Origin of the sequence: Succinispira mobilis DSM 6222, assembly GCF_000384135.1 — a bacterium.
GTDB classification, from domain to species: domain Bacteria; phylum Bacillota; class Negativicutes; order Acidaminococcales; family Succinispiraceae; genus Succinispira; species Succinispira mobilis.
In genome coordinates this window covers 1,548,213-1,573,059 of record NZ_KB913028.1, presented here as the reverse complement: position 1 = coordinate 1,573,059, position 24,847 = coordinate 1,548,213, and the positions used below count along the sequence as shown (strand labels likewise).

Below are 24,847 nucleotides of genomic sequence, written 5' to 3'. Positions count from 1 at the left end.
ATAATGCAATTTAATAAAATTGAAGAAGCGATTGAAGATATTAAAAATGGCAAAATGATTATTGTAGTTGATGATTATGACAGGGAAAATGAAGGGGATTTGCTGATGGCAGGCGAATTTGTAACACCTGAAGCAATTAATTTTATGGTAACTCACGCTCGTGGGTTAGTATGTATGCCAACTACTAAAGAGTATTTGGAAAAACTACAACTAAATCAGATGGTTGTGCAAAACACCGATAATCACCAAACAGCTTTCACAGTATCGATTGATCATGTGGAAACCACGACAGGTATCAGTGCTTTTGAGCGGGCATTGACAATTAAAAAATTCACAGAAAATGGTTGCAAGTGGGATGATTTTCGTCGCCCAGGCCATATCTTTCCTTTGTGTGCCAAAAAAGGCGGGGTATTAAAACGTGCTGGGCATACAGAGGCTACAGTTGACTTAGCTGTTTTGGCTGGATTAAAACCAGTTGGGGCAATTTGTGAGATTTTAAATGCTGATGGAACAATGGCTCGTGTGCCAGATCTAGAAATTTTTGCGCAAAAACATGGTTTAAAGATGATTGCTATTGCTGATTTAATTGCTTACCGTAAGGCTACAGAAAAAGTAGTAGAGCGCGAAGTAGAAGTTAATTTGCCCACTAAATTTGGCACGTTTAAGATGGTAGCTTACAAAAACTCACTTGATGAATTCACTCACTTTGCTTTAGTTAAAGGCGAAGTTGCAGATAAACAGGATGTTTTAGTAAGAGTACACTCAGAGTGTTTAACTGGTGATGTTCTAGGTTCTTTAAAGTGCGATTGTGGGGATCAATTAGCTGCGGCTTTGCAAATGATTGAAAAAGCTGGTGAGGGTGTAGTTTTATATTTGCGTCAAGAAGGCCGTGGGATTGGCTTAATTAATAAATTGAAGGCTTATCAGTTACAAGATGCGGGCTATGATACAGTAGAAGCTAATGAGAAACTAGGGTTTAAAGCTGATTTGCGCGATTATGGTGTCGGCGCACAAATTTTAGCGGATTTAGGGATCACCAGTATTAATTTACTTACCAATAATCCACAAAAAATTTCGGGACTATCTGGCTATGGTTTAAGTATTACTAAGCGAACCGCAATAGAAATACCTGCCAATAAATACAATGAGCATTATTTGTCATGCAAACAATTAAAAATGGGGCATATGCTTCAAACTGAAGAATAAATAGTTAGCTTCTTAAAATAGAAAGCTAAGAAATATTAAGTATTATAGCAGTTAATATAGGTATTTATGAAAAAGTATTGGATATTAAAGTTGCTAAATAAAAAACTAATTAGGGTTTGCTTGATGCAATAGCTTGAAAAACTGCAAATATAATAAAATTAATTTAGGGAGATGAAGATTATGGAAAATATATATCAAGGAAATTTAGTAGCAACAAACTTAAAAGTAGCAGTAGTAGTAGCCAGATTTAATGAGTTTATTACTAGCAAGTTACTCGGGGGCGCTAAAGACGCTTTAATAAGACATGGTGCACAGGAAGCTGATATACATACAATTTGGGTTCCTGGGGCTTTCGAAATTCCGTTGATTGCTCAAAAAGCTGCTCAAAGTGGCAAATATGATGCGATAATTTGCTTAGGTACAGTTATTCGTGGTAGCACACCACATTTTGATTATGTCTGTGCAGAAGTCTCAAAAGGTGTGGCTCAAACTAGTTTGAAATTTAATATACCTGTAGCCTTTGGGGTATTGACAACAGAAAATATTGAGCAGGCTATTGAACGAGCAGGTACAAAGGCTGGTAATAAAGGCTTTGATGCAGCGATTACCGCAATAGAAATGGCGAATTTAATGAGGGTAATTTAGATGCAAGATGTATTATTAAAAGCAACAATTGCTGGAGGAATTAGAATATATATTTTGTCAGCAAGTCACTTAGTTGATGAAGCTTGCAAAAAACATGGATGCTTGCCCTTAGCAAGTGCTGCCTTAGGGCGAACAATGATGGGAGCCCTGCTGTTAGCAGCAACTATGAAAATGAATGAATGCATTACGCTGAAAATAAAAGGCGATGGAATTCTTGGAAGTGTGGTTGCAGATGCCAGTAATGCGGTAGTAAGAGGCTATGTTGACAATCCTTATGCTGAATTAGAATTAGTTAATGGCAAATTAGCTGTAGGTCAAGCTATAGGTTCTGGGCAAATTTCCGTAACGCGCTTTAATGATTATACAGAACCATTTACAGGGGTTTGTGATTTAAAGAGCGGTGAAATTGCTGAAGATATAACCGAATACTTATATGTATCAGAGCAAACTCCCAGTAGTGTGGCCTTAGGCGTATTAGTACAACCAGATGGAGTTGTAAGTCATGCGGGTGGTTTTTTTGTACAAGCTTTGCCAGAGGCAGAAGAAGAAAATTTAGATAAAATTGCGTTTAATATCAGCCAATTACCACCAATAACCACTTTATTAGAAGCAGGCTATAGCTTACAAGAAATTGTAGGCCAAATTGCTGGCGAACTTGCAGTTAATTATTATGAACAAACACAATTGCAATTTGCATGCCAATGTAGCAAAGAAAAAATTAGTGAACGCTTAGCGACTTTGAATAAAGATGACTTACAAGAACTATTAGCTGACGCTCAAACAGAGGTTTCTTGTCATTTTTGCAATAGTAAATATTATTTTACGTCACAAGAAATAGCAGAGCTAATTAGAGAAAAATAGTTTAAACAGTCCTCTTTATAAAAAATAAGGAGGACTGTTTATTTAGTTTGGGGAATTAACTTGACAAAGCGAACTAGTGTTTATATACTATTAACATATAAAGTAAAATTAAAGGGGATGCGAAAATGAGTTTAGATAAAAAATCCTTAGTAGATAGAGATAAAGCTATTGAATTAGCAATAAAAAGCATAGAAAAAGATTTTGGTAAAGGTTCGATAATGCGTTTAGGCGAAGCTAGTGCGCGGATGAATATTGAAGTTATTCCCACAGGCTGTTTAGCTTTAGATATTGCCTTAGGCGTGGGCGGTATTCCTAGAGGCAGAATAATTGAGATTTATGGACCAGAATCATCTGGTAAAACTACTGTAGCTTTACATATGATTGCGCAAGCACAAAAACAAGGTGGCTTGGCGGCTTTTATTGATGCGGAACATGCTCTTGACCCAGAATATGCACGGCGTTTAGGTGTGGATATTGATAATTTACTGATTTCTCAGCCTGATAACGGTGAGCAAGCTTTAGAAATTGTAGATGCCTTGGTAAGCAGTGGAGCCTTAGATATTATCGTAATTGATTCTGTGGCAGCGCTTGTGCCTAGGGCAGAAATTGCCGGGGAAATGGGTGATTCGCATGTTGGACTGCATGCACGCTTAATGAGTCAAGCATTAAGAAAACTAACAGGGGCAATAAGTAAACAACGCACAGCTACTGTTTTCATTAACCAAATTCGGGAAAAAGTTGGGGTAATGTTCGGTAGCCCTGAGACCACTACCGGTGGTAGAGCACTTAAATTTTATGCGAGTGTCCGCTTAGATGTTCGTAAAATAGACACTATTAAAGCAAATGGTGATGTTGTTGGTAATAAAACTCGTATCAAGGTTGTTAAAAATAAAATTGCGCCTCCTTTTAAACAAGCTGAATTTGATATTATGTATGGACAAGGAATTTCTCATGAAAGTAGTTTATTAGATTTAGCTACGAGCATGGAAATTATAAACAAAAGTGGCTCTTGGTATTCATACAACGATATTCGGATGGGGCAGGGACGAGAAACTTCGAAAGAATATTTGCAAAGCAACCTAGAAATTGCTAAAGAAATAGAGCTGAAAGTAAGAGCTCAGGCGGCATCTTTGAGTTTAAATAGCATTTTGCCTTTAACGGAAAGTATAGAAAATTTGGAAGAAGATAATTTAGATGAGATTTTACAAGAAAAAGAAATCTTTATTGACAAGTAAAACTGCGTATGCGGCCTGTTTAAGGAAGTTAAATCGACGTGATTATAGTTATGGAGAATTACGCGAATTTTTATTAACACAGGATCTGAATTCAGCTGAAATAGAAGAATTATTAAAAGATTTTTTGTTGAATAACTATATAAACGATCGACGCTATGCTCAAAGCATTTATAATGGTTGGTTAGACGGAGGGTTAAAAGGAAAAATATATTTGCTTTTAAAATTGAAAAAACACAAAGTTGCTGAAGAAATAGTAAATGAGTATACAGAAGCTGATTTTCAAGAACTAGAGTTATCAAGAGCTAAATTACTGCTAGAAAAATACTTAAAGCGTACGGGGACTAGTTTTCTTGAAAATAAAATGAAAATATATAATTATTTGAAAAACCAAGGATACTCGCCTAGAGTGATAAATACTGCACTTAATGAGTGTACAAATGACTTTTTCGAATAGTGTTGAATATATGCGGTATCTTGACACTTTTTTCAAAAAGAATTACAATTATTGAGTGAGCATGTATAATCAATGGGTGATAAAATGCCAAAGAGACAGCATGAACATGCTGTCTCTTTTATTTTGAAAGTTGTGGAGGTGAAGGAAATTTTAATTACTATACTTATGATATTAGTAGGTGCTCTTATAGGTGCGCTAGTAGGATATTTTGTGAGAAGAAATATTTCTGAAGGCAAGCTTGGTTTAGCAGAAGATGTGGCACGTAAGATTGTTGAAAATGCGGAAAATTCTGCAGAGGCTAGAAAAAAAGAGATTTTACTTGAGGCTAAAGAAGAAATCCATCGCTTGCGGGCAGACGTAGAAAAAGATAACAAAGATCGTCGTAGCGAATTACAAAGAGTAGAAAGAAGATTAATTCAAAAGGAAGAGAATTTAGATAGAAAATTAGATTCTTTTGAAAAACGTGAAGCAAATTTAGAATTAAAAGAAAAAGAAGTAGAAACGACTAAAGAAGAGATTTTAGAATTAAAAGAGCGAGAAATGGCTGAACTAGAAAGAATTGCTAGTTTGACCTATGATGAAGCAAAAAATGAATTATTAGCAGCGGTTGAAGAAGAAATCAAACATGAAACTGCAATGCTGATTAAGGATTTAGAACAACAAGCAAAAGAAGATGCGGATAAAAAAGCCCGTGAAATTATTTCCTTAGCAATTCAACGTTGCGCTGCAGATCATGTTGCTGAAACTACAGTTTCAGTGGTTAGTTTACCAAACGATGATATGAAAGGTCGAATTATTGGACGTGAAGGTCGCAATATTCGTACTTTAGAAACTTTGACTGGAATAGATTTAATTATTGATGATACTCCAGAAGCCGTTATTTTGTCGGGGTTTGATCCTGTAAGACGCGAAGTTGCAAGAATCGCTTTAGAAAAATTAATTAACGATGGTAGAATACACCCTGCGCGTATCGAAGAAATGGTAGAGAAAGCGCAAAAAGAAGTAGAACAAAAAATGAAAGAAGCTGGTGAACAAGCTACTTTTGAAACGGGAGTGCATGGCTTACACCCTGAATTAATTAGATTGTTAGGTAGATTAAAATATCGCACAAGTTATGGCCAAAATGTCTTGAAACATTCAATAGAGGTATCACATTTAGCAGGTATGATGGCTTCAGAGTTGGGTGTAGATGCTATGTTGGCTAAAAGAGCGGGCTTGTTGCATGATATTGGTAAAGCAATCGACCATGAAATGGAAGGCTCACATATTGAAATCGGTGGTGAGATTGCTCGCAAATATCGCGAGTCAAAAGAAGTTATTAACGCAATTATGGCTCATCATGGTGACGTGGAGCCAACTACAGTGCAAGCAGTCCTAGTTGCAGCAGCTGATGCTGTTTCAGCGGCTAGACCTGGTGCAAGAAGAGAGACTTTAGAAAGCTACTTAAAACGCCTTACTAAGTTAGAAGAAATATCAGATTCTTTTGAAGGTGTAGAAAAATCTTTTGCGATTCAAGCTGGCCGCGAAGTAAGAATAATGGTAAAACCAGATAAAATTGATGATGTTCTTTCAGTTCAATTAGCTAGAGATATTGTTAAGAAAATTGAAGCTGAATTAGAATATCCAGGACAAATAAGGGTTACGGTTATAAGAGAAACACGTGCGGTTGATTACGCAAAATAAATTTGAATATAAAATATGCACGGGACTGCACTAAAACTTAGTTTTAGCACAGTCCCGTGTTTGACGAAATATTGAAAATTGAAAGGGGATGAAGATAATGAGAGTTGTAGGAGCAGGAAGTTGTTTTGAGTCCAGAAAATACCATGTGGCTGACAGTAAAGCTTGGGATTTTGTTTGTCAAATAGTTACAGAATTAGAGATTAAAATTTCTCAACTTGATTACGAGAATTATGTAATAAAAGGTCAGGATCAGAAAGAAAATAATTATACAATAGGTATAAAACCTATTGCGGAGCAAGTAGAAGTGATAATTGATGTTGCGGGTAAAAAAGCTCGACTGTTTGGATTTAACAACAATGTGAAAAGTGTAGAGATTTTTTTTGGTAAATTTGAAAAACTTTTAGAAATTTACGAACAAGGTAAGATTTGCCCGAATTGTCAAGCTAATATTGCCAAAGAAGTTAAATTTTGTCCTGAATGTGGCACGCCACAGTAAATAAAAAAACAAACCAAATTTAATTTGGTTTGTATTATTACCCCCATTGCTTAGGGGGATGGGAATGCTATTTTTAATTAGACAGCACGAGTTACTTTGTCAGAACGTAAGCAGCGAGTGCAAACATTGATGCGTTCTACAGAACCATTAACTTGAGCTTTTACTTTTTGGATATTTGGTTTCCAAGTGCGTTTTGTTTTTCTATGAGAGTGACTCACATTAAAACCACTAGTTTCACCTTTTCCACAAAGCTTACAAACATTTGCCATATAGCACACCTCCTTTTAGTGAAGGTCATAACCTTACCGTATAACAGCATTATTTTAACATAGACGGGACTAAAAAGGCAAGTGAAAAGTATAAAAATAATTAAATAGGTTGTGAAGTTAGATTATGGGTTTACAAGATAATGTACTTAAACTAAAGGGAATTGGCGCTAAACGTGCACAATTGCTTGAGAAATTAGCGATAAATACAGTAAGTGATTTACTTAAATTTTATCCGAAACAGAGCAGTTATACTTTTTTGGAAAATATTGTACCATTAAAAACGGCCGAGAATTATCAAACGGCCTTGTTTTTAACAAATGTGGTAGGAATACAAAATCGACAATCTAGACAAAGATTGAAATATACTAACATAATTGTAAAAGATAGCAGTGGTTATGCTGAAATATTATTATTTGCTAGTCAAACTTATCAGGCTAAAATATTAAAACCAGGTGATAATATTTTAATAATTGCTAAAGCTGAGTGGCAACACGGTAAATTGACTTTGAAAAATGCTATAATAAATAAGCATTTTAATGTTGAAGAATTCTTTGGCGTGTTAACTAAATATAAATTAGTTAAAGGTTTGACTCAAAAACAATTGCAGCAAGCCATAAAAAGTGCATTGCAAGTTTATAAAAAAAATTATTCCGAAAGTTTGCCAATAAAAATTTGTAAAGATTTTGGACTTATATCACTTGAACAGGCAATAGAAAATATTCACTTTCCACAAAATCGAAATTTGCTTCAGTCAGCTCAATATCGCTTAATTTTTGAAGAACTGTTTTTTTTACAATATAGTTTATTTGAACAAAAGCAACAACAGGAAAACAAAAGTAGTGTGGTTTTGAATAAAAACGAATATGCTAAAAACTTGTTAAAGAAACTTCCTTTTGAATTAACAGTGGCTCAAAAAAATGTTTGGCAAGATATAAAAAATGATTTTCAAGCAAAAAAATGTATGCAACGTCTAATTCAAGGTGATGTTGGCTCTGGCAAGACAATAATAGCTATTTTAACAATTTTAACAGCGGTAGAAAATGGTTATCAAGCGGTAATAATAGCACCAACGGAAATTTTAGCACGACAACACTATAACTATTTTCAAACTTTGCTGGCCGAATTTGCTTTGAAAATTGAATTTTTGTCAAGTTCGGTTTTGGCGTCTAAACGTACTAGAATTTTAGAAGAATTAAGGAATAACAAAATTAATATTTTAGTGGGAACACATTCGATTTTAAATGAGCAAGTACAGTTTGCTAAACTTGCATTAGGAATAATTGATGAACAACATCGATTTGGAGTATTGCAGAGACAATGTTTGTTGGCCAAAAATCAGATTTCCACACCACATCTACTAGTGATGTCAGCCACACCTATTCCTAGAACCTTAGCATTGGCGCTATACGGCAACCTTGAAGTTTCTAGGATAGAAAGTATGCCTGAGGGGAGAAAGCCCGTAAAGACTCTGCTATATACCTTAGAAATGCGTGATAAAATTTATCAAGGTGCTTGCAGGCAACTTGCTTTAGGGCGACAAGTATATGTAGTCTGTCCGTTAATTGAAGGTGAAGACGAGGAAGAAGAAATAAGTTCTGTTTTAAAGACACATAAGTTTTTGAAAGAGAAATATTTTTCTAAATATAATTGCGCGATTTTACATGGCAAGCTTGCAAGTAAAGAGAAAGATAAGGTAATGCTAGGGTTTATTACTGGCGAAATTCAAATATTAATTAGTACAACTGTTATTGAAGTCGGAATAAATGTTCCCAATGCCAGTTTAATGATTATCGAGAATGCTGAATTTTTTGGGTTAGCACAACTGCATCAATTGCGGGGCCGAGTAGGCCGGGGCAGTGAACAGTCTTACTGTGTTTTATTAAGTGAAAGTAGTAAGCAAGATAGCTGGGAAAGATTAGAACTCATGGTAAAATATACAGATGGTTTTAAATTGGCGGAAGAAGATTTGCGATTGCGAGGCGCGGGGGAAATGTTAGGCGAACAGCAACATGGCTTGTCAGATTTCCTGATGGCTGATATCATAAGAGATAGCGAGTTAATTTTAAGAATAAGCTCTTATCTGCAGAACAATAAAGATAATTTAGAGTTATTCGAAGCTTTGCAAAAGAGTAAGTTGAATTCTTTTGTGACCCAAGAATTTTTTCAGCGCTTAAACTAAAAAGATGGTGAATAAATGAGAATAAAAACAGAAAGTAAAATAAATTTAGCCTTAATAGCGGCACTAATTTGTGTATTAGTAGGTATTCATACGGCTATGCCTGACTTTTACCAAAAATTATTTTACTTATCGACCCAAGGTGATGTAGATAAAATAATTGATTTTTTTCGCTCTTTTGGTGTTTGGGCGATTTTAATTAGTTTTATCGTGGATGTAATTGTAAATAGTTTAGGTTTTTTGCCATCTATTTTTATTTCAACGGCTAATGGCATTTTGTTTGGTTTGCCTCTAGGGATTTTAATTTCTTGGACGGCTGAGTCCGTGGGCGTTATTATTAGTTTTTTTGTTATGCGTTTTTTGTTGCGTGATACAGCATTATTAATAATAAGCAAAAGTAAACGCTTGCATGATTTAGATACTTTAAGTAGCAAAAATGGTTTTCAGTTTATGGTTGCCGCTAGAACTATGCCTTATTTTCCTTCGGGAATTTTAACCGCACTTGGAGCAGTTAGTGGCATTAGTACGCGAGATTACATTTTAGCAACTTTTATTGGCAAGTTTCCCTCGACAGCTTTAGAGGTTGTAGTAGGGCATGATGTAGTAAATTATCAAGATAATTTAAATAGGTTAACTTTTATTATAATTATTGTTATAGCAATTTATTTATTTATTTGGTATAAAAAACAAAGAAAAAATAAAAATAGTGGGTGAAAAAAATGAAAAAATGCCTAGAAATTGCGCAAAAACTAGAAAATGAAGTTTTAAATATAATTCAAAAATTTGCTAATGAAGCTCAAGTTACCCACAGTTATATGTCCTTGATTTTAGCTAGCCAAAAAAATGTGGTAGTTTTATTAGAACAAGCGGCTAAGCAAGAAGATAGTTTTCCAGAATATCCAGAGCTTAACATCGAAGAAATTATTTTTACACAAGAAACTTGGCAAGCGGAGTTAGATAAAATAATGCCGGATTTGGAATATCAACCCCAGCAATTATTAGGATTGTTAATGCTAGATAAGGCTAATGAAAGTTTGCAAGAATTTTATCAACAAGCAAGTGCCAATGTACCCCATCCCTTGAGCAAATTATTCTTAAGCTCTTTAGCAGAAGTGAAAAATTTACAAAGCATGAAAATCTCCATGTTTGCCAAGGTATATAATAACAAGTTATGGGGAATACTAGGTTATGCGCCATTTTATAATAATTAAGAACAAAGGTGATAAGAGATGATTTTAATAAAAGAATTTGAATTTGATGCGGCACATTATTTACCAGAATATCATGGTAAGTGTGAGAATCTGCATGGACATACTTATAAGTTGGTAGTAAAGTTGCAAGGCAAACCAGATGCAGAAGGGATGATTATGGATTTTATTGTTTTGAAGCAATTTGTCAAAGAGCAAGTGCTAAGTAAGCTCGATCATGCGCTACTAAACAATATATTACCGCAACCGTCGGCCGAAAATATTGCTGTTTGGGTATGGCAAAAATTGGTCGATTTAGTTAGAAAAGATAATTGTCAATTATATGAAATTGAAGTTTGGGAAACAAAAACCAGTGGGGTTGTTTACAAGGGGGAGGCTCTGTAAATGAAGGATGTCCAAAACGAATTGGCTAAAGTTAAACTGCCAATAAAAAAGGTTGGGATTAATAAATTAGTCTGGCCCTTGAGTGTGAAAATTCAAGGCGATTTACAGCCCACTGTGGCAAAGTTTGATATGGCAGTAGATTTAGATAAAGAAATTCGCGGGACACATATGAGCCGCTTTATTGAAACTTTAAAAGATATTAAAATTTTAGAGCAAAAATCATTAGAAAAAATCTTAAGTGATTTAAAAACCCGCTTAAAAAGTAAAAAATCTTATTTAAAAGTTCAGTTTACTGGGTTTATTAATAAAACCGCTCCGAAAAGCAAAAAACAAGCGTTGGTTGATATTGAATGTGCCTATATTGCCAATTTAGGTAAAAATTTAAAGGTTAATACTTTTGTTAAAGTACCAGTAAACACATTATGTCCTTGTTCGAAAGAAATTAGCAAATATGGAGCACATAATCAGCGAGCAATTGTAAGTATTGAGGTAAGCAGTGATAAAATCTACTCCATTGAAAAGTTGGTAGAAATTGCTGATTTAGGTGCAAGTACACCTATTTACTCCTTGTTAAAAAGAGTTGATGAACAATATGTAACTGAACAAGCATACGAAAACCCGATGTTTGTTGAAGATGCGGTGCGAGAAATTGGCTTGGCTCTAGAACAACTAAATGATTTGGATTGGTATAGAGTTAGTGTGGAGAGTATTGAGAGTATTCATAACCACAACGCATTTGCCTGTATAGAAAAAAATAGTAAATAAAGTGAGAATGAAGATGTTGTATTTACCTATAGAAAAAGAGCAAGTAGTAGAGGAAATACATAAGATTGGTGTACATATGGATTCTAATCTTATGTTAGTAAATAAAAGCTATATTCAACCTTTGAAAATTTTTCAGGTGCGTACACCTGCTGCCAATATTATTAAGCAAGAAATGTTAGCTTTAGGTGGCGACTGTGTAGTTAACCGCAATTGTATTACCTGCAAGCAAGATTACACTGATATTCTACTGCTCGGTACACGGAAACACTATTTAAAGGTGATTCCTAAATTGAAAATGATGCATGGTTATTTTGGGATTAATAGAGTTATTTTAGCTGTGCAAAAATATTTACAAAATCAGCCAGTACAAACTCGATTAGCTAATGGACAACTACTTGAATATAATAATACCAAAGTGATGGGTATTATAAATGTTACGCCAGACTCTTTTTTTGCAAAATCGCGCCAAGAAAGTGTCCAAGATGTTTTGAATAAAGCTGAGACCATGTTGGCGGCTGGGGCAGATTTTTTGGATATTGGTGGTGAATCTACGCGACCTAATGCTGACTATGTAAGTGCACAAGAAGAAATAGAGCGGGTAGTGCCAGCGATATATGCCTTAAAAGAAAAATTTGGCAATCAAGTTTTAATATCTATTGACACCTATAAAAGTCAGACCGCAGAAGCGGCAATTGGGGCTGGAGCAGATATTATCAATGATGTTACAGCTGGTGCCGATGAAAAAATGTTTGAAATAACAGTAAAACATCAAGTGCCAATTGTGCTGATGCATATGCGCGGTCAGATTGGTAGTATGCAAAATGAACTAAAGCCATACAGCGATATTGTAAGTGAAGTAGCTACGCACTTAAGTGCTCGGGCAGAGTTATTACAAACTCAAGGACTAGCGCCAGATAAGATAATTTTAGATATTGGCATTGGTTTTGGGAAAACAACTGTGGATAATTTGCAACTGTTAAAATGTTTAAGTCAATTTCAAGGCTTGGGTTATCCGACTTTATTAGGTGCTTCACGCAAAAGTGTAGTGGGGAAAGTTCTTAATTTGCCTGAAGCAAAGGATCGTTTAGCAGGTACTTTGGCGATAACTGCGCAAGCAGTACAAGCAGGTACTAATATTATTCGCGTTCATGATGTTTTAGAAAATAAACAACTAATCCAGATGCTAGAGGCGATAAAAAATGTATAAACAGGTATATATAGCTTTAGGTGGAAATATAGGAGATACAGAACAGTATTTTGCTTTAGCTAAAGAGCAATTACAGAAGTATGGACTAAAAATTTTAGCAAGTTCTACTACCATAAAAACCAAAGCTTACGGATATGAGCAGCAGGCTGATTTTTTAAATGCAGTATTATTGGTGGAAACCCAGTTAGAGCCGTTACAATTATTGACACTACTAAAAGGCATTGAAAAGCAATTAGGTAGAGTGTCTACAATACGCTGGGGCGAGCGGTGTATTGATTTAGATATTATTTTTTATGACGATATCGTCTGCAATTTACCTCAATTAACAATTCCTCACGCTGACTTACAAAATCGTGAATTTGTCTTGGGGCCACTGTTAGAGTTAGCCCCAGAGAAAGTTCATCCAGTTTTACAAAAAACAATTAAAGAATTATATCAACAATTAAAAGGTGTGAAAGATGATGAGTGAACTAGCAACAGTTTTTAAAGCTTTAGGGGATAAAACACGTTTAGATATTTTAGGCTTGCTAAAAACTAAAGAATTGTGTGTATGTGATATTTTAGATGCTTTTTCTCATTCGCAACCAGCGATATCACATCATCTGAAAATTTTGCGGCAAGCAGGTTTGGTAAATGACAAACGGGAAGGTAAATGGATATATTATTCTTTAAATCCCGAAACTTTTGCAAAAGTGCAAGCCTTTGCGGCCGAAAATGCACAATTACGAGAAAATGAGCATGTTTATCCTCAATCCAATAATGCATTAAAATAAATTTAGGCAACAAACTATAAAAAGTGCGTATAACTCTTAATTTTAAATTTAAGTATAAGAGAGAGGAACACTTATAAAGTTTTGTTGCCTTTCTAGTTCGCTAAATTAAGCGGGTAAATAAAGGCGATTAATTGACAGAAATAGCTTATTTTTGTATAATTTTCATATGTTTTACTACAATAAATAGATAAAAGTGTGTGTGAGGAGTGTCTTGAAATATGACAGGCAATGAGATAAGAGAGAAGTATTTAAAGTTTTTCGAAAGCAAACAACATTTGATTTTGCAAAGTGCCCCTTTAATTCCCGAAAATGATCCCACGCTATTGTTAATTGGTGCAGGCATGGCACCGTTTAAACCTTTTTTTACTGGGAAAATGAAACCACCTAGCACTAGAATAACTACTTGTCAAAAATGTGTGCGCACAGGTGATATTGAAAATGTTGGACGGACAGCGCGTCATCACACTTTTTTTGAAATGTTAGGTAATTTTTCTTTTGGGGATTACTTTAAAAAAGAAGCTATTGCCTGGGGCTGGGAATTTGTCGTCGACGTATTGAAAATTCCTGCGGAAAAATTGTGGGTGACAATTCATACAGAAGATGATGAGGCTTTTAAAATTTGGCACGAAGAAATTGGGTTGGCGCCAGAGCGTATTGTGCGTTTAGAAGAGAATTTTTGGGAAATAGGCACGGGCCCTTGTGGACCTTGCTCAGAAATACATGTAGATTTAGGTGCAGAACGCGGTTGTTCTGCTGACTGTAAAGTTGGTTGTGACTGTGATCGCTATTTAGAAATTTGGAACTTAGTATTTACGCAATTTAACAAAGAAGAAGATGGTAGTTACACACCACTAGCTAAAAAGAATATTGATACAGGGGCAGGCTTAGAGCGTTTAGCCTCAGTAATTCAAAACAAACCTTCTAACTTTGAAACGGACTTAATTTTTCCGATTATTGACTACGCCCAAGCTTTAGCTACAGTAAAATATGGACAAGCGACAAAATCTGATATTTCCCTAAAAGTTATTGCTGACCATGCGCGCAGTATGACAATTATGATTGGGGATGGTGTATTACCATCTAATGAAGGGCGCGGCTATGTTTTAAGACGAATTTTACGGCGCGCGGTACGTCATGGAAAATTAATTGGGATAAAAGAAATGTTTTTAGCGGGAGCAGTAGATAAAGTAATTGAAATATTTGCTACTGTTTATCCAGAGTTAAAAGAAAAACGCGATTACATCCAAAAAGTAATTCAATTAGAAGAAGAACGTTTTAATACGACTTTAGAGCAAGGTACAGAGTTACTAAACGAGGAAATTAAAAATTTAACAGCACAACAACAAGTAGTTCTAGCCGGACAAACGGCATTTAAGCTATATGATACGTTTGGTTTCCCTTGGGAACTGACCAGTGAAATATTAGAAGAACATAACCTAAGTATGGATAAACAAGGGTTTGATGCGGCAATGCAAGAGCAACGCGAAAGAGCAAGAGCGGCTCGTGCTGATAAAAATGGGAATGCTGCACTAGTAGATTTAAATGGAATTGACACTGCTAGTCTAAAACAAGATGAGCAAGCTAAAGTAGCAAAAATTGTGGCAATCTTTGATGAACAAGGCAAGCAAGTTGCTAAAGCCTATGATGGTCAAGATGTGCGCTTGATTTTAGATACTACACCATTTTATGCTGAAGGGGGCGGACAAGTCGGTGATATTGGCGAATTGAAATGCCCATCCGGTAATATCGTGATCAGCAATACGATAAAACTTGCCGATGGCAGTGTAGTACATGTAGGTAGCTTGACAGATGGCTTAGCTCAAGTTGGTGAGGCAGTAGAAATTAAGTTAAATGAAGTACGTAAACTAAGTATTGCTCGAAATCATACAGCGACACATTTGTTACATAAAGCGTTAAAAACTGTATTAGGTGAACACGTAAACCAAGCTGGTAGCTATGTGGGCGAAGATCGTTTGCGTTTTGATTTCTCCCATTTTTCACAAGTTACTAAACAAGAATTGCAACAAGTAGAAAATATTGTTAATGAGCAAATTCTCAAAGGTTTAGTGGTAACTAAAGTTTTAACAGATAAAGAGCAAGCGAAAGCCATGGGCGCTACCGCGTTGTTTGGTGAAAAATATGGCGAAGTAGTGCGGGTAGTTACTGTAGCTGGTTATAGTATTGAACTTTGTGGTGGTACACATGTAGATAATACCGCCCAAATTGGTCTATTTAAAATTTTAACTGAAAGCAGTACTGGGGCAGGTATTAGAAGAATTGAGGCAGTAACTGGAGCTGGAGTTTTAGCTTATTTATATGAACAAGAGCAACTAGTACAACAGGTAGCCCAGATAGCTAAATGTCGTGCTCAAGATGTGGTAGCTAGAGTAGAAGCCTTGCAAGCGGAAGCTAAAGAATTGCATGCGGAGATTAACAAGTTAAATAGTGCTTTAGCTGAAAATCAAACGGCTGATATCGAACAACAAGTTCAAACAATTAAAGGAGTGGCAGCTTTAATTGCACAAATACCAGCTATGGATGTAGAAAATTTACGCGCTTTAGGTGATAAATTGCGAGATAAAATCGCGGGCGTAATAGTTTTAGCTAGTGTACAAGAAGAAGGCAAAATCAGCTTATTGGCTATGGCTACGAAAGATGTGGTAGCTAAAGGGATTCATGCTGGAAATATTATTAAAGAAATTGCCAAAGTAACGGGTGGCGGTGGCGGTGGTCGCCCAGATATGGCCCAAGCTGGCGGTAAGGATGTTAGTAAATTGCCAGAAGCCTTACAATTAGCAGCTACTGTAATTGAGCAACAAATTAAGTAAACTTAAAGGTGTTAGGCTGATTTTAGTAGTTAAAAACAGTAGAAATTTATAAAATAAAGTATCGTAAACTATGCTTGCTCGATAGATATTATTGAGCGAGCATAGTTTTTTTATTAAAGGTACAATTACTGGAACTCCCTCAAGGCCTTTAAATAAGTTCATTACATGGATTTTAACCATAAAAAACACCACTTACTGAGATATTTTCTCAAGAGTATAAGCAAGTCGAGCATAATGACTAAAAAAATTAAGAGTTTAATTAGAAACCTTTAAAATAGTTGACAAATTTAAAAATATATGATATAAAATAATTAAAGTTAGCACTCGAGACAATAGAGTGCTAACCGAGAAAATAATATATTATTTAAGGAGTTGGTATAGTATGAGAGGTTTAATTCCTTTTAACAGGAGAAAGAATGAACTTTTTGCTAATCGGTCGCCACTAAATAATATGTTGGAGGATTTTTTTAGTGATGAAGGTTTGTTCTCAAGAAATTTTTTGCGGGATTCTTTTAAAGTAGATGTATGTGACGCTGAAAAAGAATATGTAGTGCAGGCAGAAATTCCTGGAGTAAATAAAGAAGATGTTGAAGTTGAAATGGAAAAAGGTCGTTTAACAATAGCTGTGAAAAAAGAAGAAAATAAAGAAGAAGAAGGGAAAAATTATATCCATAAGGAACGACGGACATCAGCTATGAGTCGGAGTATTTATTTGGCAGACGCTCAAGATAGTGAAATTACAGCGAAGTTAGAAAACGGGATTTTAGAGGTGAAAGTGCCTAAAGTTGAGAAAGTAACAACTACAAAAAAAATAACAGTCGAATAACTTATATTGTAAACTAATATAGCACAACCGCTTGTGGCGTGTTGTGCTATATATTTTTTTGCAGTATAATGGAAACAAGTCTAAGCAGGGAGGTTTATTAATGCAAATATATACAAGTGTGACACAATTAATAGGTAAGACGCCTTTGTTAGAACCACTGAATTACAACAGAGCTAACCAACTTTTAGGAAAAATTTTAGTAAAACTTGAATATAAAAATCCAGCTGGTAGTATTAAAGATCGAGTAGCTAAAGCTATGTTAGATGCCGCTGAAGCAGCAGGACTGTTAAAACCAAATAGCATAATCATTGAGCCAACCAGTGGTAATACTGGAATTGGCTTAGCTTGTGTGGCTGCGGCCCGCGGTTATAAAATTATTTTGACGATGCCAGAAACGATGAGCTTAGAGCGACGTAATTTGCTTAAGGCTTATGGGGCCGAACTGGTGTTAACAGACGGTAGTAAAGGGATGCAAGGTGCAATCGCTAAAGCCGAGGAATTGGCAGCAACAATTCCAGGGTCTTTTATTCCAGGACAGTTCACAAATAATGCCAATCCACAGGCGCATTTAAACAGTACTGGCCCAGAAATTTGGACAGATACTCAAGGTGCTGTGGATGTTTTGGTCGCTGGAGTCGGTACCGGTGGGACAATTAGTGGTACGGGAGCATACTTAAAACAACAAAACCCTGCTGTAAAAATCGTAGCTGTAGAACCGGCAGATTCTGCAGTTCTATCAACTGGAGTTGCCGGGGCTCATAAATTACAAGGAATTGGTGCAGGTTTTGTACCCCAAACCTTAGATGTCAATATCTATGATGAGATCGTAACTGTGCAGACTGAACAAGCTTTTACTGCAGCTAGGCAAATGGCCAGATATGAAGGTATTTTGATTGGCATATCATCAGGTGCAGCCTTGTGGGCGGCAACAGAATTAGCATCGCGACCAGAATATGAAGGCAAAACCATAGTAGTGATTTTACCTGATAGCGGAGAACGCTATCTGTCAACACCGCTATTTGAAGTTTAGAGATAACAATGTTGTATGTGTTAAAAAATTTAATGTTGCTGTGTCTCCCACCGAGTATTTTTATTATCATACTATTTATACTAGCGGTGTATTTATATCGGCGCATGCAAAATAGAATAGCATCTTTTTTATTATTAATAACTTTTCTGTTATATTGTAGTGCTAATGGTTATGTAGCAGAAAAACTAATGTATAGTCTGGAATATCGCTATCAAAACCAATTACCTAGTGATGCAGATGTAATTGTCTTATTAGGTGGTGGGGCTACGGCGGATACGCCTAATTTGTTGGGCAAAGGGCATCTTAGTTCAGGTGCTGCAAACCGCTTGTTAACAGCTCTGCAATTGCATCAACAAACGGCATTGCCCATTATTGTAACTGGTGGTAAGGTATTTGTTGACACTGGCTGTGAAGCGGAAATAGCTAAGCGGATTTTAGTACAAGTAGGAGTTCGACCGGAAATAATTTTTCAAGATAACCAAAGTTTAAACACTCGACAAAATGCAGAGCAAGTAAAAAAAATTCTTCAGGAACAGGGTTTTTTTAAACCGATTTTAGTTACCTCGGCTTATCATATGCCGCGAGCTATGTCTAATTTCCAAAATCGACAAATCACTGTAGTGCCTTTTGCGGGGGACTATCGAACTAATCAAGTGAATAGTGAATTTAAAATCGATAAATTTATCCCGACTGCGGGGGCTATGCAAGATATAACTATTTGTCTTTGGGAATATGTAGGCTTTTATTTAGCTAAATAATCTAGGTAATTAAACTAGTAATAATTCTGATAATTGTAAAAGCTTTGATAAAATTAAATTAGCGGGGATTGCTGTAAAGTAGTATAAGGTCAGAATATTAAAATTCCCAAATATAACTTTATAAATGTCTAGCATTTATAAAGTAAAAATCTAATATTTAAATAAGCGAGGAGGCAGAACATGGGTATAGATATTATTGATGAAAAGCTAGAGCGAGAAATAGAACAAGAGGTTGAAAGTATTTGTAAATGGGCTGCTGCACGAGCAGGTGTTATCGTGGTAGCGCCACTTTTAGGCACGATGGCCTTAATCGCCAATGAAGTGTATATGATAATGCGTATTGGCAAAGCACATGGAGAAACTTTATCGGAGAGTATGGTCGTGGGATTTTTGTCTTCATTGGGAGCGGCTTTTGTAGGACAAACTTTAGCCACTTTAATTCCTTTTGCGCCAGTACAAATTCCAATTGCGGTGAGTGTGACTTATGCTTTAGGAAAAGTAGCACATGCCTGGTTGAAAGCTGGTAAACCCAATGATTTAGATTTTTTGAAAAAAGTTTTTGAACAAGAACAAAGTAAAGCCAAAAAAAACATCACTCTATTGCTTGATAACCCCAAAAAAGATGAACCTTTGGGTGATGAACGTAAAGATTATAAAAGTGAAATAAAGCTGTAATTATAACAATTTACCTAAGAAAGTGTTTAAAAACAAGCAGAGTTTTTAAACATTTTTCTTTTTTTTGAAAAAATGTAGGATTTTTCTTTAAATTGTCGAATTAGAGATATAGAAGATAAATTTGCATAAGGAGTTGAAGCTTATCTATGATTAAAGAGTATAATAAAATAACAGCTCAAGAACTAACAAACTACTACAGTGCTGAAATCTTTGATTTCGCTGATACTAGTGAGCTTAAACCAGAAGATAGAATGATTGGTCAAGATCGAGCCATCCAAGCGATAGACTTTGGACTATTATGTAAGAATCCGGAATATAATATTTTTTTAGCGGGTGCCGTAGGTACTGGAAAAACAAGCTATGCTTGTCGAGCTGCACACAAAATTGCGGCCACAGAATTGCCAGCTCAAGACTGGTGCTATGTACACAATTTTAAAAAGACTAGCAAACCGATGGCTTTAAGTTTTAAGCCCGGTGAAGGAGAAGTTTTTGCCAAAGATATTAAGCATCTTTTTGAACAGGTAAGTAATAAGTTGAAAGATATGTTTAAAAGTGATGATTATGATAAAACGAAAATGGCCTTGTTTAAAGAATTGCAAACAAAACAAGAGGCCCTATGGGATGAGTTTAGTGCCTTTGCAGAAATGCACGAAGTGATGGTGCAGTGGGCTAGTAAAGAAGCTAGGATAAATATGACGCCACTGTATGAAGGCAATGTAATTATTGGCGATGATTTGCAAAAACTTCCCAAAGAAATACGCGAGAAGGTTAACGAAAAAATTTTTATTGTTCAAGAAGCAGCAGATGAAATGGTGCGGCGCAGTCAAAATTTAGAAGAGCTGTTTGTTGGGAATATGAAGAAAGTCGAAGAAAAGTTTGTTATGCAGTTTATTAATGAATATTTTTTGGCTTTGCGGGAAAAATACAAAGATAATAATGTAATTGATAAATATTTAGATGATATAACTCAAGCGATTTTAAAAAATTTGCATTATTTTAAAACCGAACCACCTGATACAGAGGATGAACAACTAAATCAAACTTTAATGGCAGAAAAACGCAATTTTAAAATTAGATTTCGCAATTATTTCACGGTCAATGTCTTGGTAGATAATTCTAATAGCAAAGGTGCTCCTGTTATATATGAAACCAATCCAACATATCAGCGCTTAACGGGTAAAATTGAATATAAAAATGCTATTGGCGTTTTGAGTACTAATCATAATCTAATTAAACCAGGGGCAATTCAAAGAGCTAATGGAGGTTATTTGATTTTAAATGCCTATGATTTATTTAAAAACCCATTGGCCTGGGAAGGCTTGAAAAGAGCTTTAAAATCAGGCTATATTGAAGTAGAAAATCTTAGTGACCAATTTACCGGTGTAAATATTATTACATTAAAGCCGGAACGGATTCCGATAAATATAAAAGTTCTATTAATTGGCAATAATTATATTTATAATATGCTAAAAACACGAGACGCTGATTTTGGCAAATTATTTAAAATTTATGCTGATTTTGAAGATGATATGGAAAATAATAAAGAAAATGCATTTAAATTGGCGAATTTTATTGCCTACAAAGCAAAAGAAAAAAAATTGGCGGCTTTTACTAAAGACGCTGTGGCTAAAATTTTACAACATAGTTGCTATATCGCAGGTAGTCAAAAGAAGCTGACTACATATTTTAACGAAGTATTGGAAGTAGCTTATCAAGCAGATGTTTGGCGTAAAGTGCTTGGCAAAACGCTAGTTGATGAAGAATGTGTAGTTAAAGCTAAAAGTGAGATGAATAACCGTGTAAATCGTTATGAGCTTTATTTGCAAGAAATGGTGCAACAAGGAAAAATTTTGCTAGATACAACTGGTAAAGCTATTGGACAAATAAATGGGTTGGCAGTATTGAGCACTGTTGATTATATTTTTGGTAATGTTAGTAAAATAACAGCTAATACTTATTTAGGTACGGATGGAGTCATCAATATCGAACGCGAGATAAAAATGAGTGGTACCTCCCATTCTAAAGGGGTACTAATTTTAAGTAGCTATTTAGGCGAAAAATATGCTCAAGATATTCCCTTGACACTATCAGCAAGTTTAACCTTTGAACAGTTATACAGCGGCATTGATGGAGATAGTGCCTCTAGTGCAGAACTGTATGCTTTATTAAGTGCAATTGGCAAAATTCCATTAAAACAACATATCGCTGTTACAGGTTCGGTTAATCAAAAAGGTGAAATTCAGCCGATTGGTGGCGTGAGCGAGAAAATCACAGGATTTTTTGAACTTTGTAAGCAGCGAGGCTTAGATGGAAGTCATGGGGTTATGATTCCAGGGCAAAATGTAGATGAGTTGATTTTGGCAGATGAAATTGTCGCTGCGATTGCCGACGGAAAATTTCATATTTACCCAGTTTGGAAAATTGATCAGGGAATTGAAATTCTCACAGATTTACCCGCAGGTAAATTAGAGGAAAATGGTTGTTATCCAGAGGGGACAGTGCATAAATTAGTATCAGAGAATTTACGGAAAAATAGTGAAAAACTTCGTGAATTGGACAAGTAAAAAAAATTACTTGAAAATGATTCTCTTTTTTGTTATGATAAAGACACAAAGCAATTCCTGCCGAGTTAGTTATTAAGTTGATGTTTTGAGCCAACACTTCGAATAGGGGAGTCCCAGAGCTCCAAATAGGGATAGTAAGCCATTAAGTTGGAAACCATGATTTATTTGGGAGGACACCCACCTGCATTAGCAGGTTCAAAACGTTAACGCGAGACGGCTTGGCGGGATTGTTCTTTTTCTTTTTAAAAGAGGTGACAAGATGTATACACGCACTAGTTTGTTAGTAGGCAGTGCCAATATAGAAAAACTTAAAGCAGCCCAAGTAGCAATATTCGGCTTAGGTGGAGTAGGCTCCTATGTAGCTGAAAGTTTAGCACGTAGTGGTGTGGGGAAGTTGATTTTAATAGATGCAGATGTAGTTGTGGCAAGTAATATTAATCGACAATTACCGGCTCTAAACTCGACTTTAGGTCATGCCAAAACGGAAGTTATGCGGCAACGTTTGTTAGATATAAACCCACAATGCCAAATTGAAATTATCACTAAATTTTATTATCCAGGCGATTTTGAAAAATTTATTCCGCAACCTGTAGATTGCATAGTAGATGCAATTGATAGCTTGCCATCTAAGCAAGATTTAATTTTAGCGGCTCAGCAAAGAGGGATAAAAGTTTACTCTTCGATGGGGATGGGAAACAAATTAGACCCAATGCAGATTAAAGCTGCGGATATCAGTAAGACACATACCTGTGCTTTAGCTAAAAAATTGCGGGTTAATTTGAAAAAGCAAGGCTTAGAAAAAGGTCTCACCGTAGTTTTTTCCACTGAAAAAAAAGTAATAAATCCAGAACGAAAGGATAATACTATTGCGAGCATGGCTTTTGTACCAGCTACAGCAGGTTTATTATTAGGTTCGTTAGTAGTTCGCCAAATTATAGGCACTACAATATAAGTGAACAGGCATTATGAAAATATTCCGGTTTAAAGGTTTAAATCGTGAAGTTCATACTGTCTGTTTTTTATAATAATAAAGGTATTTCTAGGCAATTCTACGAAAACTAAAGTTTCATTTAAATTTCTTTGGACTTTTGTTATAATGACATCTTCCAGTCCTAGTAAATTATCTATATTGAGCATGATTTGAAAATCCTCCTTGTTATCATAAAGAATTTTCAAGATAATGCGCATTTTTTCTAAAAAAATGCTGTGCTATGCAGAAGTTTTCCACACGCTATAACATATATTATAGCGCCCCCAATTATAGAGTCTAACCTTAATATATCTGGAAATACAAAACTGGATTAAGAACTTTTACCTTCTTAATCCAGTTTAAATTTGTTTACTCATATTTCAATATAATATTTGCTAGAAATCTATAGTTACGAGTTAAGCGTTTTGCTCAAAATATTCTACAACTAACTGCTCTTGATTTAGATCTTCTTGAGCACGAGTTAATTGGAAAGCTGTTTGCTCATAGGCAGGCCCGCCATAAGAGTTTCGCGCTGCAACACAGGTTTCGATTTTGATTGCCTCTAATAAATCTTCAGTAAATAGCTCGGAAAATTGTTGGTATTCACTTAAGCTAATTTCAGTTAAATAACGCTGTTGTTCAATTGCATAACGCACACACTTGCCCACAACCTCGTGAGCTTTGCGGAACGGCAAGCCTTTTTTTACTAAATAATCAGCTAAATCTGTGGCATTTGAGAAATCTTTAGAAACACATTGATACAGTTTATCAACATTAACAGTCATTGTGTCCAGCATATCGGCATAAACTTGTAAGCTGAATTTTAAAGTATCGATAGTATCAAATAGCCCCTCTTTATCTTCTTGCATATCTTTGTTATAAGTAAGTGGCAAGCCTTTTAAGGTTGTGAGCATTGCTTGTAAATGTCCATAGACCCGCCCAGTTTTGCCACGAACTAGCTCGGCGATATCAGGATTTTTCTTTTGCGGCATCATGCTTGAGCCAGTTGAAAAAGCATCATCTAATTCGATAAAGCCAAATTCAGTACTTGACCAAAGAATAATTTCCTCACTTAAACGACTAAGATGCATCATACAAGTGCTAGCGAAAGCCAAGTACTCGATTACATAATCACGATCGCTAACAGCATCCATGCTGTTAGCATAAATTTGCGAAAAAGATAGCTGTTCTGCGACAAAATGTCGATCAATTGGCAAAGTAGTTCCAGCAATTGCGCCTGCACCTAGAGGCATAATATCTGCACCTTCATATACGCCTTTTAGACGACGGAAATCACGCGCGAACATATTATAATAGGCAAGTAGATGATGAGCCATAGTTATAGGCTGAGCGCGTTGCAAATGTGTGTAGCCAGGCATAATGGTTTTTTGGTGCTGACTAGCTAAATTAATGAGCACTTGTTGCAGATTGAGCAATAACTTAGCTGTTTCGGCAACTTCTTTTTTGACATACATGTGCATATCTAAAGCAACTTGATCATTACGACTCCGCGCAGTATGAAGTTTTGCACCGGCGTCACCAATACGTTCTGTCAAGCGATGTTCAATATTCATATGAATATCTTCTAGAGACTGCTCGAAAGTAAAATTATCATTATTGATATCACTAAGAATTTCATCTAAACCAGTAGTTATGGCTTCAGCTTCAGCTGAACTAATAATTCCGCAGTTGGCTAACATCGCAGCGTGGGCTTTACTGCCGCGGATATCTTCATTGTACAAACGACAATCAAAGCTAATAGAGGCATTAAATGCCTCTACTAGTTGGTTTGTTTGTTTATTAAAACGCCCACCCCAAAGTTTTTTATTCACGC

The 24,847-nt window shown here is 35.7% G+C and carries 24 protein-coding genes and 1 other RNA gene; 23 read left to right on the top strand and 2 right to left on the bottom strand.

Annotated features, from left to right (window positions below):
- Nucleotides 1-3: 3 nt before the first annotated feature.
- From SUCMO_RS0107470 to SUCMO_RS0107440, 7 genes are all read left to right on the top strand, one after another.
- Complete coding sequence (locus SUCMO_RS0107470; RefSeq protein ID WP_019880030.1) at nucleotides 4-1,206, top strand: bifunctional 3,4-dihydroxy-2-butanone-4-phosphate synthase/GTP cyclohydrolase II; 1,203 nt, start codon at nucleotides 4-6, stop codon at nucleotides 1,204-1,206.
- Between the two features lie 180 nt (nucleotides 1,207-1,386).
- Nucleotides 1,387-1,851 (top strand): 6,7-dimethyl-8-ribityllumazine synthase, encoded by a 465-nt coding sequence (gene ribH / locus SUCMO_RS0107465; protein WP_019880029.1) that lies wholly within the window; start codon nucleotides 1,387-1,389, stop codon nucleotides 1,849-1,851.
- The gene (gene hslO / locus SUCMO_RS0107460) at nucleotides 1,852-2,712 is read left to right on the top strand and encodes an Hsp33 family molecular chaperone HslO (protein ID WP_019880028.1); all 861 of its coding nucleotides are present in this window, start codon (nucleotides 1,852-1,854) and stop codon (nucleotides 2,710-2,712) included. It abuts the gene before it with no gap.
- A 125-nt stretch (nucleotides 2,713-2,837) separates the two neighbouring features.
- Complete coding sequence (recA, locus tag SUCMO_RS0107455) at nucleotides 2,838-3,947, top strand: recombinase RecA (protein WP_019880027.1); 1,110 nt, start codon at nucleotides 2,838-2,840, stop codon at nucleotides 3,945-3,947.
- Nucleotides 3,937-4,401: a regulatory protein RecX gene (locus SUCMO_RS0107450; RefSeq protein ID WP_169336622.1), complete on the top strand. Its 465-nt coding sequence runs from the start codon at nucleotides 3,937-3,939 to the stop codon at nucleotides 4,399-4,401. The genes recA and SUCMO_RS0107450 overlap by 11 nt, the downstream gene beginning before the upstream one ends.
- 165 nt (nucleotides 4,402-4,566) lie before the next feature.
- Nucleotides 4,567-6,084 carry a ribonuclease Y gene (gene rny / locus SUCMO_RS0107445; RefSeq protein ID WP_033297381.1) on the top strand — a complete coding sequence of 506 codons (1,518 nt, stop codon included), beginning with the start codon at nucleotides 4,567-4,569 and terminating at the stop codon, nucleotides 6,082-6,084.
- A gap of 97 nt (nucleotides 6,085-6,181) precedes the next feature.
- Nucleotides 6,182-6,580 carry a zinc-ribbon domain-containing protein gene (locus SUCMO_RS0107440; protein WP_019880024.1) on the top strand — a complete coding sequence of 133 codons (399 nt, stop codon included), beginning with the start codon at nucleotides 6,182-6,184 and terminating at the stop codon, nucleotides 6,578-6,580.
- Between the two features lie 77 nt (nucleotides 6,581-6,657).
- Here the strand turns inward: SUCMO_RS0107440 and rpmB are convergent, their stop codons facing one another.
- Nucleotides 6,658-6,849: a 50S ribosomal protein L28 gene (gene rpmB, locus SUCMO_RS0107435; protein ID WP_019880023.1), complete on the bottom strand. Its 192-nt coding sequence runs from the start codon at nucleotides 6,847-6,849 to the stop codon at nucleotides 6,658-6,660.
- A gap of 124 nt (nucleotides 6,850-6,973) precedes the next feature.
- Here rpmB and recG point away from each other — a divergent pair, with 124 nt between their 5' ends.
- The 16 genes from recG (at nucleotide 6,974) to SUCMO_RS0107360 (ending at nucleotide 22,995) form a co-directional block, all read left to right on the top strand.
- Nucleotides 6,974-9,028: an ATP-dependent DNA helicase RecG gene (gene recG / locus SUCMO_RS0107430; RefSeq protein ID WP_019880021.1), complete on the top strand. Its 2,055-nt coding sequence runs from the start codon at nucleotides 6,974-6,976 to the stop codon at nucleotides 9,026-9,028.
- Nucleotides 9,029-9,043: 15 nt separating this feature from the next.
- Nucleotides 9,044-9,739, top strand: coding sequence for a TVP38/TMEM64 family protein (locus SUCMO_RS0107425; RefSeq protein WP_019880020.1), 696 nt, complete (start codon nucleotides 9,044-9,046; stop codon nucleotides 9,737-9,739).
- 5 nt (nucleotides 9,740-9,744) lie between these two features.
- Nucleotides 9,745-10,236 (top strand): hypothetical protein, encoded by a 492-nt coding sequence (locus SUCMO_RS0107420; protein WP_019880019.1) that lies wholly within the window; start codon nucleotides 9,745-9,747, stop codon nucleotides 10,234-10,236.
- An 18-nt stretch (nucleotides 10,237-10,254) separates the two neighbouring features.
- A complete protein-coding gene (queD, locus tag SUCMO_RS0107415; protein WP_019880018.1) occupies nucleotides 10,255-10,617 on the top strand; it encodes a 6-carboxytetrahydropterin synthase QueD in 363 nt (120 codons plus the stop codon).
- Entirely contained in the window at nucleotides 10,618-11,382 is a 765-nt protein-coding gene (folE2, locus tag SUCMO_RS0107410; protein ID WP_019880017.1) for a GTP cyclohydrolase FolE2, read from the top strand.
- A 7-nt stretch (nucleotides 11,383-11,389) separates the two neighbouring features.
- Complete coding sequence (gene folP, locus SUCMO_RS10570) at nucleotides 11,390-12,589, top strand: dihydropteroate synthase (protein WP_245539352.1); 1,200 nt, start codon at nucleotides 11,390-11,392, stop codon at nucleotides 12,587-12,589.
- On the top strand, nucleotides 12,582-13,058 hold the full coding sequence (folK, locus tag SUCMO_RS0107400; protein WP_019880015.1) for a 2-amino-4-hydroxy-6-hydroxymethyldihydropteridine diphosphokinase: 477 nt from the start codon (nucleotides 12,582-12,584) through the stop codon (nucleotides 13,056-13,058). Before folP ends, folK begins: the two co-directional genes overlap by 8 nt.
- Nucleotides 13,051-13,362, top strand: coding sequence for a metalloregulator ArsR/SmtB family transcription factor (locus SUCMO_RS10565; RefSeq protein WP_019880013.1), 312 nt, complete (start codon nucleotides 13,051-13,053; stop codon nucleotides 13,360-13,362). The genes folK and SUCMO_RS10565 overlap by 8 nt, the downstream gene beginning before the upstream one ends.
- 218 nt (nucleotides 13,363-13,580) lie before the next feature.
- Nucleotides 13,581-16,190, top strand: a complete 2,610-nt coding sequence (alaS, locus tag SUCMO_RS0107390) for an alanine--tRNA ligase (RefSeq protein ID WP_019880012.1) — start codon at nucleotides 13,581-13,583, stop codon at nucleotides 16,188-16,190.
- Between the two features lie 382 nt (nucleotides 16,191-16,572).
- A complete protein-coding gene (locus SUCMO_RS0107385) occupies nucleotides 16,573-17,016 on the top strand; it encodes an Hsp20 family protein (protein ID WP_019880011.1) in 444 nt (147 codons plus the stop codon).
- 100 nt (nucleotides 17,017-17,116) lie between these two features.
- Nucleotides 17,117-18,046 carry a cysteine synthase A gene (cysK, locus tag SUCMO_RS0107380; protein ID WP_019880010.1) on the top strand — a complete coding sequence of 310 codons (930 nt, stop codon included), beginning with the start codon at nucleotides 17,117-17,119 and terminating at the stop codon, nucleotides 18,044-18,046.
- 104 nt (nucleotides 18,047-18,150) lie between these two features.
- Nucleotides 18,151-18,804 carry a YdcF family protein gene (locus SUCMO_RS0107375; RefSeq protein WP_169336621.1) on the top strand — a complete coding sequence of 218 codons (654 nt, stop codon included), beginning with the start codon at nucleotides 18,151-18,153 and terminating at the stop codon, nucleotides 18,802-18,804.
- Nucleotides 18,805-18,984: 180 nt separating this feature from the next.
- A complete protein-coding gene (locus SUCMO_RS0107370; RefSeq protein WP_019880008.1) occupies nucleotides 18,985-19,479 on the top strand; it encodes a hypothetical protein in 495 nt (164 codons plus the stop codon).
- 146 nt (nucleotides 19,480-19,625) lie between these two features.
- Nucleotides 19,626-22,043: an ATP-binding protein gene (locus tag SUCMO_RS0107365; protein ID WP_019880007.1), complete on the top strand. Its 2,418-nt coding sequence runs from the start codon at nucleotides 19,626-19,628 to the stop codon at nucleotides 22,041-22,043.
- A gap of 51 nt (nucleotides 22,044-22,094) precedes the next feature.
- A non-coding RNA gene (ssrS, locus tag SUCMO_RS11215) (6S RNA) lies at nucleotides 22,095-22,275 on the top strand.
- 27 nt (nucleotides 22,276-22,302) lie between these two features.
- The gene (locus tag SUCMO_RS0107360; RefSeq protein WP_019880006.1) at nucleotides 22,303-22,995 is read left to right on the top strand and encodes a tRNA threonylcarbamoyladenosine dehydratase; all 693 of its coding nucleotides are present in this window, start codon (nucleotides 22,303-22,305) and stop codon (nucleotides 22,993-22,995) included.
- 434 nt (nucleotides 22,996-23,429) lie between these two features.
- Here SUCMO_RS0107360 and argH read toward each other — a convergent pair whose 3' ends face one another.
- Nucleotides 23,430-24,845 (bottom strand): argininosuccinate lyase, encoded by a 1,416-nt coding sequence (gene argH, locus SUCMO_RS0107350; RefSeq protein ID WP_019880004.1) that lies wholly within the window; start codon nucleotides 24,843-24,845, stop codon nucleotides 23,430-23,432.
- Nucleotides 24,846-24,847 lie beyond the last annotated feature (2 nt).

Excerpts from the sequence above, each read along its gene's own strand:
- SUCMO_RS0107470 (WP_019880030.1), top strand. The coding sequence starts at position 4 with ATGCAATTTAATAAAATTGAAGAAGCGATTGAAGATATTAAAAATGGC.
- ribH (WP_019880029.1), top strand. The coding sequence starts at position 1,387 with ATGGAAAATATATATCAAGGAAATTTAGTAGCAACAAACTTAAAAGTA.
- hslO (WP_019880028.1), top strand. The coding sequence starts at position 1,852 with ATGCAAGATGTATTATTAAAAGCAACAATTGCTGGAGGAATTAGAATA.
- recA (WP_019880027.1), top strand. The coding sequence starts at position 2,838 with ATGAGTTTAGATAAAAAATCCTTAGTAGATAGAGATAAAGCTATTGAA.
- rny (WP_033297381.1), top strand. The coding sequence starts at position 4,567 with ATGATATTAGTAGGTGCTCTTATAGGTGCGCTAGTAGGATATTTTGTG.
- SUCMO_RS0107440 (WP_019880024.1), top strand. The coding sequence starts at position 6,182 with ATGAGAGTTGTAGGAGCAGGAAGTTGTTTTGAGTCCAGAAAATACCAT.
- rpmB (WP_019880023.1), bottom strand. The coding sequence starts at position 6,849 with ATGGCAAATGTTTGTAAGCTTTGTGGAAAAGGTGAAACTAGTGGTTTT.
- recG (WP_019880021.1), top strand. The coding sequence starts at position 6,974 with ATGGGTTTACAAGATAATGTACTTAAACTAAAGGGAATTGGCGCTAAA.
- SUCMO_RS0107425 (WP_019880020.1), top strand. The coding sequence starts at position 9,044 with ATGAGAATAAAAACAGAAAGTAAAATAAATTTAGCCTTAATAGCGGCA.
- SUCMO_RS0107420 (WP_019880019.1), top strand. The coding sequence starts at position 9,745 with ATGAAAAAATGCCTAGAAATTGCGCAAAAACTAGAAAATGAAGTTTTA.
- queD (WP_019880018.1), top strand. The coding sequence starts at position 10,255 with ATGATTTTAATAAAAGAATTTGAATTTGATGCGGCACATTATTTACCA.
- folE2 (WP_019880017.1), top strand. The coding sequence starts at position 10,618 with ATGAAGGATGTCCAAAACGAATTGGCTAAAGTTAAACTGCCAATAAAA.
- folP (WP_245539352.1), top strand. The coding sequence starts at position 11,390 with ATGAAGATGTTGTATTTACCTATAGAAAAAGAGCAAGTAGTAGAGGAA.
- folK (WP_019880015.1), top strand. The coding sequence starts at position 12,582 with ATGTATAAACAGGTATATATAGCTTTAGGTGGAAATATAGGAGATACA.
- SUCMO_RS10565 (WP_019880013.1), top strand. The coding sequence starts at position 13,051 with ATGAGTGAACTAGCAACAGTTTTTAAAGCTTTAGGGGATAAAACACGT.
- alaS (WP_019880012.1), top strand. The coding sequence starts at position 13,581 with ATGACAGGCAATGAGATAAGAGAGAAGTATTTAAAGTTTTTCGAAAGC.
- SUCMO_RS0107385 (WP_019880011.1), top strand. The coding sequence starts at position 16,573 with ATGAGAGGTTTAATTCCTTTTAACAGGAGAAAGAATGAACTTTTTGCT.
- cysK (WP_019880010.1), top strand. The coding sequence starts at position 17,117 with ATGCAAATATATACAAGTGTGACACAATTAATAGGTAAGACGCCTTTG.
- SUCMO_RS0107375 (WP_169336621.1), top strand. The coding sequence starts at position 18,151 with ATGCAAAATAGAATAGCATCTTTTTTATTATTAATAACTTTTCTGTTA.
- SUCMO_RS0107370 (WP_019880008.1), top strand. The coding sequence starts at position 18,985 with ATGGGTATAGATATTATTGATGAAAAGCTAGAGCGAGAAATAGAACAA.
- SUCMO_RS0107365 (WP_019880007.1), top strand. The coding sequence starts at position 19,626 with ATGATTAAAGAGTATAATAAAATAACAGCTCAAGAACTAACAAACTAC.
- SUCMO_RS0107360 (WP_019880006.1), top strand. The coding sequence starts at position 22,303 with ATGTATACACGCACTAGTTTGTTAGTAGGCAGTGCCAATATAGAAAAA.